Annotated in this window: 9 protein-coding genes and 1 pseudogene; 2 read left to right on the forward strand and 8 right to left on the reverse strand. The window is 74.3% G+C overall.

What is annotated here, in order from left to right; genetic code table 11:
• Window positions 1–2: 2 nt before the first annotated feature.
• From QC282_RS02800 to QC282_RS02835, 8 genes and pseudogenes are all read right to left on the reverse strand, one after another.
• Window positions 3–1,382 carry a YcaO-like family protein gene (locus QC282_RS02800; RefSeq protein ID WP_279547549.1) on the reverse strand — a complete coding sequence of 460 codons (1,380 nt, stop codon included), beginning with the start codon at window positions 1,380–1,382 and terminating at the stop codon, window positions 3–5.
• Window positions 1,379–2,863 carry a CocE/NonD family hydrolase gene (locus QC282_RS02805; protein WP_279547550.1) on the reverse strand — a complete coding sequence of 495 codons (1,485 nt, stop codon included), beginning with the start codon at window positions 2,861–2,863 and terminating at the stop codon, window positions 1,379–1,381. Before QC282_RS02805 ends, QC282_RS02800 begins: the two co-directional genes overlap by 4 nt.
• Window positions 2,860–3,681 (reverse strand): hypothetical protein, encoded by an 822-nt coding sequence (locus QC282_RS02810; RefSeq protein WP_279547551.1) that lies wholly within the window; start codon window positions 3,679–3,681, stop codon window positions 2,860–2,862. Before QC282_RS02810 ends, QC282_RS02805 begins: the two co-directional genes overlap by 4 nt.
• Window positions 3,682–3,779: 98 nt before the next feature.
• Window positions 3,780–3,893, reverse strand: coding sequence for a streptamidine family RiPP (gene amiA / locus QC282_RS02815; RefSeq protein WP_279547552.1), 114 nt, complete (start codon window positions 3,891–3,893; stop codon window positions 3,780–3,782).
• Between the two features lie 58 nt (window positions 3,894–3,951).
• A pseudogene (locus QC282_RS02820) lies at window positions 3,952–4,771 on the reverse strand (ABC transporter ATP-binding protein).
• A gap of 19 nt (window positions 4,772–4,790) precedes the next feature.
• Complete coding sequence (locus QC282_RS02825) at window positions 4,791–5,798, reverse strand: iron ABC transporter permease (RefSeq protein ID WP_279547553.1); 1,008 nt, start codon at window positions 5,796–5,798, stop codon at window positions 4,791–4,793.
• A complete protein-coding gene (locus QC282_RS02830; RefSeq protein WP_279547770.1) occupies window positions 5,795–6,781 on the reverse strand; it encodes an iron ABC transporter permease in 987 nt (328 codons plus the stop codon). Before QC282_RS02830 ends, QC282_RS02825 begins: the two co-directional genes overlap by 4 nt.
• A gap of 89 nt (window positions 6,782–6,870) precedes the next feature.
• Window positions 6,871–7,785 (reverse strand): ABC transporter substrate-binding protein, encoded by a 915-nt coding sequence (locus QC282_RS02835; protein WP_336621058.1) that lies wholly within the window; start codon window positions 7,783–7,785, stop codon window positions 6,871–6,873.
• Between the two features lie 171 nt (window positions 7,786–7,956).
• Between QC282_RS02835 and QC282_RS02840 the strand changes: the two genes are divergently transcribed.
• A complete protein-coding gene (locus QC282_RS02840; RefSeq protein WP_279547555.1) occupies window positions 7,957–9,153 on the forward strand; it encodes a hypothetical protein in 1,197 nt (398 codons plus the stop codon).
• Between the two features lie 246 nt (window positions 9,154–9,399).
• Window positions 9,400–11,085 (forward strand): hypothetical protein, encoded by a 1,686-nt coding sequence (locus QC282_RS02845; protein ID WP_279547771.1) that lies wholly within the window; start codon window positions 9,400–9,402, stop codon window positions 11,083–11,085.
• The last annotated feature ends 8 nt before the right edge of the window (window positions 11,086–11,093 follow it).

The following is an 11,093-nucleotide window of genomic DNA, read 5'->3' on the forward strand; positions in this document are numbered from 1 at the left end:
CCTCACATGTGCGGCGGAGGAGCCAGCGAGAAGTCCTCCGGCGCGCTCGGGGCGGTCGTCCGCCAGCCCCGGGCGGCGGCGGCCTCGGCGAACCGCGGGCTGCCCAAGTAGGCGAACGCCGCGGGGGCGTTGGGTATCAGCCCGGACACCAGGACGCGGGCGACGCGCAGCGTCGTCTCGGCGACGTCCTCGGTGGTCAGGTCGAACGTCATGACGCGGTGGCCGCCGTCGCGCAGGGCCCGCTCCAGCCGGTCCCGGCTGCCGGGTTCGACCGCGTCGACGGGGACGACGCCGTGGGCCGGTTCGGTGAACCGGCGGGCCTCGGGCGCCATCCGTTCGTCCAGCCACACCTGGACGTGCGCGCCCAGGTCCCGCACGTGCTCGAAGTGCGGGCCGCACGCGTCGAGATAGCGGCCGTCGGCGCGGTGGTCCAGGTAGAGGCCGCGGGCGAGCAGTCCTGCCTCGACGGCCTGGAAGACCCACCCGTCGGGGCCGGTGAGACCCTGGGTGAAGACCCAGGTGTGGACGGCTTCGAGGACGGCCTTGCGGGCGGCCTCGGCCGGATCGTACTTGCAGGCGAACCCGGCGGCGTACAGCCCGAGTCGGGGATCGTGCACGAGCGCGGCCATGCAGGGCGCGAACTCCGACGGCATCTCAACGAGCCACACGTCGAGCGCGGAGCCTGCGAGGTCGTCGGTGAGGCCGGGGACGCTGGCCGGGTCGATGCCGCGGGTCGGGCCGTCGAGGTGCCACCACAGTTCGAGGGCGTCACGTTCGACGGTCTCCAGCAGGCCGCGCTCGACCGCGTCGTCGAATCCCTGGCCGGTGGCTATGCCCGCGTAGTTGAGGTGATGGGTGCGGGGCAGCGAACGCAGCTCGCCCTGCCGCCAGTTGAGGTGGGTGAGCGCGACGGGCGCCCAGACCTCGGCGCTCTCCCCGCCGGGCAGCCGCTCGGTGCCGCGGGCCCACAGGGCGGGCGTGTCGGGGGTGAGGGGCCGGTAGGGGAACCCTTCCCTGCCGTACTGCCAGTCGGCGTAGGCGGGCAGTTCGTCCGGCCCGTACAACCGCAGGCCCTTCGCGGCCAGTTCGTCGGCGGTGGCGCGCAGCGGCGCGTCGGGGTGGCCGGGCGGCGGGACGCGGTTGCCGCAGTAGCGCTCGACGCCCTCCGCCAGCGCGGCGATCCTGGCGCCCTCGGGGTCGCCGAAGGTGGTGCCGAGCGACACCCGGTCGGCGGGCCACAGGCCGAGCCTGCGCGCGTCGGCGATCTCGGCGGTGAGCGCGGTGTAGCGGGGCGGCGCGCCCGCGGGGTGCTCGACGGGCTTGATCTTGCGGACGATTCCGCAGAGCGGGTCGACCAGGGCTTCCGGCGGCAGCGCCGTCATCGCAGGATCTCCTGTACGGGATCGGTGGGGGTGGGACGGGACCGGAGCACGGGCAGCCGCAACGCCACCGCCGCGGCGTCGACGTCGCGGCGGGAGGCGAGCAGCCGGGTGGCCGTGACCGGGTCGTCGCCGGTGTGCGGATTGCGGGCGTGCGCCGGGAAGTGGTGTCCGGCGATCTCCAGGCGCAGCCGGGTCCCGGCCGTCAGCCGCCGGGCGAGCGGACCGAGCGGGACGGTGAACTCCGCGGCCCGCGCCGGGTGGTCGGCGCGTCGTACGGCACCGACGGCGAGCCGTTCGGCCACGCCGTCGGATCGGACCGCCACGAGCCGCGCGAACCAGTCGGCGCAGGCGGTGTCGGCGGAGGCGCGCAGCCGCACCTCGGCGGGTCCGAGGACATCCAGCGGGCGCGGCAGCGGCGGCGTGGCGAGGAGGCAGCGGTCGGGTGTGCCGTCGGCGGGGACGGTGAGATCGTCGGACGGCACGGGCCGGTCGGGTTCGGCGGTGAAGGAGGCGCCGCGCAGCGTCCGCAGGGCGGGGGTGTACGGCTCGCCCTCCGTGCCGGCGGGCAGCCACAGCGTGCTGCCGCCGAGCGCGAGGGCACCGCCGCGCCCGGGGGCGAGCCGGCCGGCGAGGGCGAGGCGGGCCCAGCCCGCGTAGAGCTCGCCGAGGCTCACCCGGTGTTCCGGCCCGGCGTCGGCACCGGGCTCGGCGACCAGGCCGTGCCCCCAGGGACCCATCAGCAGGCGCGCCGAGGGTCCGCCCCAGCGGCGCCACAGGTCGAGGGTGTCCTCGGCGAAGTGGTCGTGGTGGCCGCCCACGGCGAGCAGGGGCATTCCGGCACCGGCCGCCCGCGCGGCGAGCCGGCCGCGTTCGCGGTGGCGCCACAGTCCCGGCCAGGAGGGCAGGTCGCGGCCGAGCCGTGCCGGGAGGCCGGTCAGCGGCAGATGTGTGAGGAGGCCGGGGTCGGTCGCGAGGGCTTTGCCCAGGGCGTGTTCGTCGGAGTCGCGCCGGTCGCCGTGCGCGGCCCACCATCCGGCGCGGGCCGCCAGGCGTTCCACGCCGGAGGGTTCGCGGGCGGTGTCGGCGGCGCCGGGTGCGGGCACGGCGGCGACGACGGCGTCGGGACGGGCGTCCTCGGGCCCGTCCAGCGCGAGCGCCAGAGCGCAGTGACCGGCGTAGGAGGCGCCCGCCGCGACCAGTCGCCCGTCGCTCCAGGGCTGCCGGCGGATCCAGCGGGCGGTCGCGGCCCCGTCGGCGGCCTCGGTGGCGTAGGGGCGCCACTGCCCCGGCGACGCGTGCCGGCCGCGTACGTCCTGGACGACCGCGGCGAAACCGCGCCGGGCCCAGCCGCGCGACTCGGCGCGGTGGCGCCGCCGGTCGTAGGGCGTGCGGACGAGGACGGCGGGGAAGGGTCCTTCGCCGTCCGGGAGTCGTACGTCGGTGGCGAGTCCGTCGACGGCGACGGTGCGGGGTGTCGTCATGCGGCCCTCTTCGGCATGGGGGCCACGGCGGGGACGGGCAGCACGGGGTGTGCGGTGACGGTCAGCGTGCGCAGGTCGACGGTCCGCAGCCGGCGCCGGGCGGGCAGTCCGGCGGCGTCGGGTGTGCCGGTGGCCCACCGGGTGAGGTCGTCGGCCAGCAGCGCGGCGATCGTCCCGGCCGCGGGCGGGGTGAGCCGGAAGGGCGCACCGGACGTGCGCGGTCCGCTCCAGTAGGCGTCCAGTTCGCGGTGCGCGGGTGTGGCGGCGAGGCGGCGGGCGCGGACGTGGGCCGAGGTGACGTCTCCGGGGGTGGCCGCGAGGGGTTCGACGTAGGCCTGCCAGCCCTCGCGGTGGCAGCGCAGCCAGGCGGTCCCGCGTTCGGGCAGCCGGTCGGCGGTGTCCCACAGGCCGTCCGGTACGGGCCCGTTGAGGCACCACACGACCGCGGCGGGCGTTCCGTCGAGCGCCTCACCGGGCGACACGGGGCGCGGCTCGGCGCCGGCCGTGCGCAGGTGTGCGGCGAGCGGTTCGGTCAGTTCGGCGTCGCCCACCAGCCGCACGTCGCGGCGTTCGGCGGGCCAGGCTCCGGTGTCCGGCTCCTCGGTGAGGTACCCGGCGTCGGCGAAGGCCCGCACGAGCCGGTCGAGTTCGGCGTCGGTGGTGCCGGTCGCCGTTCCGGCGAGCCGGGCGAGCAGGGTGCCGGTGTCCGTGTCGCCGGTGCGCACGCCGAGGAACTCCCCGTCCGCCGTACGGACGGCGAGCCCTCGTCCGGGTACGGCGACGACCTCTACACCGGGGGCGAGCTGACTGGGCGACACGTCGGATTCTCCTGTCGGGAAGGCCTGGAAGGAGGGCGTGGGCCCGCCCGGAAGGCAACGGGCGGGCCCACGGTCGGAGCGAGGGGGTTATCCCTCGGTCACTCCTCGGTGTCGTCGAAGGGGTTCTCGACGAGGGCGTTGGAGTGGGAGGCCGAGTCGTGGGCCAGCTGGCCGGGGTCGGCGATCGGGGTGAAGATCTGCTCGTTGTCCATGAACTCTCCTTGTGATGAAGGGAGATGCGGTGTTCGGTCGAGCACCGCGCAGCTCACACTAATGAATATGATTATCATTTACTAGGGGGCAGAGGGTGATCCGGGTAACACACCGGCCAGCCGCCCTCGGGGTCCGTGCCCACCCGGCCCGCCACCTGGAGGACGTCCGCCAGCAGCGCGGGCGTGACGACCTCCTTCGGCGCCCCGTCGGCCACCACACGCCCGTCCCGCAGCGCCACGATCCGCTCGGCGAACCGGGCCGCGTGCGCGAGGTCGTGCAGCACCATCACGACGGTGAGCCCGCGCTCCTCACGCAGCCGCACCACGGTGCGCAGCACGTCGAGCTGGTGGTGCAGGTCCAGATAGGTGGTCGGCTCGTCGAGCAGCAGGACCCGGGTGTCCTGGGCGAGCGCCATGGCGAGCCTGACGCGCTGCCGCTCACCGCCGGACAGCGCGTCGACGGGCCGCTCGGCCCACTGCTCCACGCCCACGTCACGCAGCGCCCGCCGTACGACCGGGTCGTCGCCCTCGCGCAGCATCCCGAGCGGGCCGCGTGCCGCGTACCGGCCCTGGCGGACCAGTTGACGCACCGTCATGCCGGGTACGGCCGGCGCCGACTGGTGCAGCAGCGCGACGCGCCGGGCCGTGTCCCGCCGGGAGAGCCGGGACAGGTCGTCACCGCCGAGCAGGACACGCCCCTCGTCGGGGCGCAGGAGGCCGGCGGCGAGCCTGAGGAGCGTCGACTTGCCGCAGCCGTTGAGGCCGATGAGGGCGGTCAGCTCACCCGGCCCGACGGTCATGTCGACGCCACGCAGCACGGGTCTGCCGGGGTAGCCGAAGTGGGCTCCCTCGACGCGGATCCCCACGGGTTCGGTCATGCTCTGTCCTCCGTCGACGTCAGAAGGTCTGGCCGGGCGCGCGGCGCACGACGATCAGCAGCAGCGCGGCACCGATGCAGGTGGTGAGCGCGCCGACCGGCACCGTGAGCCGCGTGGTGTCCAGCGCGACCGCCAGCAGCCGGGACACGAGCTGTGCCGCCGCGTCCGCCCCGCACACCACCACCGCCCCGGTGAGAGCGGCGCCGGGCAGCGCCACGCGCAGGTCGGCGCCGAGGACGCTCACCGCGACGTGCGGCACGAGGAGCCCGACGAAGCCGAGCGCGCCGACCGCGGCCACCGCTCCGGCCGTCAGCGCCACCGCGCACAGCAGGGCGGCGGTCCGGGCGCGTGCCGTGGACAGCCCGGCGGCGGAGGCGAGTTCGTCCCCGCAGCGCAGCAGGGTCAGCGGACCGGCCAGCAGCCACGCCGCGGCACCCCAGACGAGCGCCCACGGCCACAGCAGGTGCCAGTGCTGCCACACCCGGCCCTCGGTCGTGCCGACGAGCCACTGGACGACGCTGCCCAGCTCGCCCGGCGCGACCAGCAGCACCATGGCGGTGAGCCCGCCGAGCACCGCCGACACGAGCACCCCGTGCACGGCGGTCTGCGCCGGATCGCCCCCGCCGCGCCCGGCGAGCAGCCACAGCAGCGCGGCCCCGGTGCAGCCCCCCGCGCATGCGGCGACGACCACGGCGAGGGGCGACTCCCAGCCCGCGAGCCCGAGGCCGGTCGCCGTGACGGCTCCGAGCACCGCGCCCGGTGTCACGCCCGTGACCTCGGGTCCGGCGAGGGGGTTGCGCAGCGCGGACTGCAGGACGAGACCGGCGACCCCCAGGCAGGCCCCCGCTCCGAGGGCCACCAGCAGTCTGGGCAGCCGGAGTTGGAAGAAGATGTGCCGCTCGGTCGGGTCGCCGCCTCCACCGAGGACGTCCCACGCCACGGCCGGGGACATGCCCCGCCCGGCGAGCAACTCGACGCAGGCGCACACGAGGAGCAGCGCGCCGAGCACGGTGAAACGCCGGATCACCCGAACTCCCCCTTCCGGTTCGCCACGGGTCGTTTCGACGTGCGCCTCGGCCCGCCCGACCGCAGCAGCGCGACCCCGGCGGGCACGCCGAGCAGCGCCGTCCAGGCACCGGCCGGCGTCTCGACGGGCGCGAGTGCGAGGCGGGCCGGGACGTCGGCGACGGCCACCACGACCGCGCCCCACGCCGCCGACCAGGGCAGCCACCGCACCGCGTCGGCGGCCGGAGCGAGCCGGCGCGTCAGATGCGGGGCGAGGAAACCCACCCAGGCCACCGGCCCGCACACGGCCGTCACGGGCGCGATCAGCACGACGGCGATGGCCAGCGCGGCGAACCGGGCCCGCCGCGCCCGGACACCCAGCGCCTCGGCGTCCTCGTCGCCGAGCCGCAGCACCGAGAGCACCGGCGCGCACAGCACGAGCGCCGGGACGGCCACGAGCAGCCACGGCCACAGTCCGGTGACGTCGTCCCAGGTGCGCCCGGAGAGGGAGCCGAGCAGGTAGCGGTAGATGAGCTGGAGGTCGAGCTGGTCGGCCATCACCATGAGGACCAGCAGCGCGGCCTGCAACGCGGCGGCGACGGCGGCCCCGGTCAGCAGCACCGCGGACGGGCTGCGCCCCAACCCGGCCGCGAGCAGCGTGATTCCGCCGCCCAGCACGGCCCCGGCGATGGCGAGCAGCGGCTGGACGACGGCGGGCAGGGACACGGCCAGCACGAGCGGCGCGGCGACGCCCAGCGCTGCCCCCGAGGAGACGCCCAGCATCTCGGGCACGGCCAGCGGATTGCGCAGCGCCTCCTGCAGGACGAGGCCCGCCGCGCCCAGGCAGGCACCGGCGACGAGCGCCAGCACCAGCCGGGGCAGGCGCAGTTCGCCGACGACGATCCCGGCGAGCGAGGCGTCCCCGTCCAGCAGCGCGCCCGGCAGCCGGTGCGGCGGAACCCAGGGCGTGCCCAGACTCAGCGCGCAGCCGGACGCGACGACCAGCAACCCGACGAGGGCGGGCAGTTGCCATCGGTTCCGGGTGCGCGCTGCCGGTCCGGCGGTGGCGTCGTCCAAGTGGAGGGTGGACGCACTCACCGCAGCGCGGCCGTGGCCTCGTCCAGCACGATCCCCAGTGAACGGGTGCCGCGCCCCTTGGCCCACACCTCGGAGTCGACCTCGTGCACGTCCCCGTTCCGCACGGCGGGGATCTTGCCCCACAGGGGGTTCTTGGCGAGCTTCTCCGACAGCTTTCCGTCCGGCTCGCCGAAGGAGATCGTCTCGACGAACATCACGTCGACGTCACGCGCGAGGATCTCCTCAAGGCTGTAACTGCCCTCCACGCCCCGCGACTTCCACGGGTAGTGGGCGATCTTGGGGAAGAGACTGGCGGCCACGTCACCCTCCGGGGTGGCGACGCCGAAGTTCTCGTCGCTGCCGTAGATGACGAGCGCGGTCTTCTCGCTCCTGGCGGCCTCCGCCTTCGCGAGTTTGGTGCGGAAGGCCTTCTCGGCCTTCTCGCCCTCGGCGGTACGGCCGGTCAGCGCGGCGGTGTCGCGCAGGTATCCCACGCTGTCCTGCCACGTCTCGGGCTGCATGGGCCAGAACGTGGTGGCGTCCTTCAGTGCCGGGGCCAGCTTGCCGTGGGTGTCCTCCAGGCCGATCACGAGGTCGGGCTTGTGGGAGAGGATCGCCTCCACCTCGGGGGCGATGAAGCCGCCCGGGACGATGTCGACCTGCTTCGCCCTGTTCTTGCCCAGGAAGTCGGGGTGGGCGAGGAGCGCGCTGTTCGTGGCCGTCGGGACGATGCCGAGCTCGGTCAGGATGTCGTCGCAGAGCGCGAACAGGCAGACGATGCGCCGCGGTTCCTTCTTCAGGGAGATCTTCACGCCGCCCGTGTCGGTCAGCGTGCGCGTGGCCTTGATGGGTTCCACGGTGACGTCCGTCTTCGCGCCCGCCGCGCCCCGATCGTCCCCGGTGGGTTCGGTCGAGGTGCCGCACCCGGCCAGGACGCAGACCACTGTCGCGGCGGTGAGCCAACTTCGGACAAATCTCGACGGTGCGCGCAGCACGATGTCCTCGCTTCTTCTTCAGGGACCCGGAACGCGACGACAATACATGATAATCGTTTTCATTCTCAGGTCGTTCCTCCTCCTTGCCCCCTACCGATGGAGACCTCCATGTCCACCGATCCGCTGCTGCTCGTCTCCGACCATGTGGCCGGAGACGTCCATGTGTTGACCGTTCCGGACGGGGCGGAGGCGGGTCGTCTCGACGGCCGCCACCTGTCCGAGCACGCCGGGTTCCTGGCCCTGCCGGGCGGACGGGTGGCGTGCGTGGACGACCGCAGAGGCGAACTGCTGGTGCTCGATCCGTTCGGCCCCGCGCTCGTGGCGGCCGCGATACCGGTGGCGGCACCGGCCGAGCACCTCGCCGTCGACCCCTCGGGCCGGTGGGCGGCCGTCACGACGGGCCTCGGCAAGAACGGCGAGCCGTGGTCGGACGTACTGACGGTCGCCGACCTGGAGACGGGGGACGCGACGCGGGTACGCGCGCGCGTGGGCGAACCCGGCGTGACGGTCCTCGGAGGCGGCGACCCCCTCGTCGTCCTGCGGCACCGGGAGCCCGGGGCGCTTGACGTCCACCGGTTCGCCGACCTGCTGGCCGCCCCGCCCGGCTGCCCCACCGTCATCCCCTCGGCACGGCTCCCACTGCCCGACGACGGCCACGGCGACGCCCAACACCCCGGCCAGGGGGTGGTGTTCGCGGCGACGGGAGAGGGCGTCCACCGGGCGCGCCGCGCGGGCGAGGGGCTGGTTCCGCAACCGGTGATCCCGTGGGGCGCGGACGCCCGGGGCTGGTATCTGCGCCTCGACACCCGCCGGCCGGCCCTGTGGTCGACGCTGCGGGGCGGTCCCGCGGACCCGCTGCGGTGGCCGGAGTGGACCAACCGGGCCTGGCACCACGACCTGGCGACGGACGCGACGACATTGACCGACCTCGGCCCCGGCCTGGTCTTCCGGCTGGCCCCGGCCAGGGACCACACCGCGTTCACCCGTGTCCACCCGGACGGCGACGAACTGGTCCTGCTCGCCGCCGACGGCACCGTCCGCCGCGTCCCCCTCCCGGCCATGGCCGGCGCCCCGCGTCGCGGCGGCACACCCTGGGAGGGCGTCCAGCGTCGGGCGGTGGCGGCGTCACCGGGCTCGGACTGGGTCGCCGTCACCCGCGGCGGCCACGGCGAGGTCCACCTCTTCGACGCGCGGACGGGCACCGAGGCGGCCCGCCTGAAGCTGCCGACGCCTCTGGACCACGGGGGCCACGCGATTCTGCGCACCCGGTCGGACGGCGCCGAAGGGGATCCCGTGGGGCGGTGAGCAGCGCGCGGGGTGGGGTCAGCCCAGCGCGCCCGCGACGTGCGGCACGACCAATCCCCGGCTTGTCAGGCAAGTCAGCGCAGTTGTCCGACTTGCACATTCCCTTCGGCCTCCGAGCTAAAGTGGCCCTTCCCACTACTTCATGCGCCGAGTGCAATGACCGGCGGGAGTCGTGAGGTCAGGTCGCAGTTCCCGTGAAGGCGAGGGGTTCCGTTGGGGGGAGCGCAGGGGCGCCCTACGGTGGTCGTGCTCACAGCTTTACAGGTGGAGTACGAAGCGATGCGTCGGCACCTGGAGGACGTTCGCGAGGACGTGCTGCCGCAGGGCACCCGCGTCGAAGTCGGCAGGGTACCCGGCCTCGACTGGGAGGTGGCGCTGGCCGAGACGGGTCCCACCAACACCCGTGCCGCGCTCGTCACCCAGCCCACGATCGAGTACTTCGAAGCCGATGCTGTGTTCTTCGTCGGCGTCGCCGGTGCCCTGAAAGACGACGTGCACCTCGGTGACGTCGTCGTCGCCAGGAAGGTCTACGGCCATCACGGCGGCCGTGAAAGCGTGGAGGGATTCCAGGCTCGGCCCGAGGCCTGGGAACCGGCATACGAGATCGACCAGTTGGTGCGCTCGGCCCGCCGCAACGAACCATGGGCCTTCCTCTCCCCGCACACGCAGTCCGCCGCAACACCTCGGGTGCATTTCGAGCCGATCGCCTCGGGAGATGTACTGATCGGCTCCCGTGACTCCGAGACGTTCCACCGGATCCGTAGCCACTACAACGACGCCGTGGCCGTCGACATGGAAAGTCAGGGCGTGGTCCAGGCGGCCCGAATGCATCGCGCGGTACGGGCACTCTCCGTCCGCGGTATCAGCGACCTCGCCGACCCCGGCAAAGCCGCGTCCGACGCCGCCGGCTCTCAGGAAACAGCATCGCGGCACGCTGCCGCCTTCGCGCTGCGCGTGCTGCGCGACCTGCGCCCCGCAAGGCGGCCGGCCCGAGCGCGGTCACAGGGGCCCGCAGTCATCATGGTGGCCGGGCCGGACCGCGGCTCCCGCCCCGAAGCATGGGACGGTCGGCCCACCGTCGAGGTCGAAGGACAGCAGTACCTGCTGTACGAAGGCCCCGGCGACCTTCTCGACGAGGCGCGGGACGGCGACGTGGTACGGCGCCAGGCAGTGGCGCGTGCGCTCTCCGACCGGGATTCCCCCAATTCCTACGCCTGGCTGCGGCAGGTCGAGTGGACACGTCCGCTGCCCGGCCCAGGCCGCTTCGACCCTCTGGCCGCGCTCGAACAGGAAGCCGGGCTGTGCCGTGCCTTCCGCGGGCCCGCCGTCGTACAGCTGGCTCGTCGCGGGAACACCGCCACCCTGGCCCTGGCCTGGCCGGGCGACCCGAAGCTCGGCCGCCCACTCAAGACCCTGCACGAACTGCTGCCCCCTCCGCCCTCACCGACGGACCCGCTGCGGCTGTGGTCGATGGTGAGGGGGATCGCGGAGGTAGCCGAAGTCCTGGAGCGCTTGGCCGGCGAGAATCTCTCACACCGGGCACTCCGGCCGACTGCGATCGTCATAAGCCGCCCAAAAATGGTGCTGCGCGACTTCGGCCTCGCCGCAACGGCCCCTCGCCCGGGCGAAAACCCCGGGCCGTATCAGGCACCGGAGCAGCGGTACGGCTCCGCTTTCCGCCCCGGACCCGCCACCGACGTCTACCAGTTGGGCGCGCTCCTGTATCAAGCACTGGTCGGCCGAACCCTCGATCCCGGGTATCCCGCACTGAGTCCCGCCAACGCCCCGTCCTTCGCTCCCGACAGCCTCGTCCAGGTGGTCGGCAGTGCACTGCGGCAGGACCCGGGCGCGCGGCCAGGCGTGCGCGCATTCCGCCTCGCCGTGCTCGCCGCTGCCAGGGAGCTGTCGTCTGTCGCACCGAGCCAGCGCTGAGGAGCGCC

This window comes from Streptomyces sp. DH24, assembly GCF_029813775.1.
Taxonomy (GTDB): Bacteria; Actinomycetota; Actinomycetes; order Streptomycetales; family Streptomycetaceae; genus Streptomyces.

What these genes read in the sequence shown, in the direction of transcription:
- QC282_RS02800 (WP_279547549.1), bottom strand. Translation starts at nt 1,382, where the DNA reads ATGACGGCGCTGCCGCCGGAAGCCCTGGTCGACCCGCTCTGCGGAATC.
- QC282_RS02805 (WP_279547550.1), bottom strand. Translation starts at nt 2,863, where the DNA reads ATGACGACACCCCGCACCGTCGCCGTCGACGGACTCGCCACCGACGTA.
- QC282_RS02840 (WP_279547555.1), top strand. Translation starts at nt 7,957, where the DNA reads ATGTCCACCGATCCGCTGCTGCTCGTCTCCGACCATGTGGCCGGAGAC.
- amiA (WP_279547552.1), bottom strand. Translation starts at nt 3,893, where the DNA reads ATGGACAACGAGCAGATCTTCACCCCGATCGCCGACCCCGGCCAGCTG.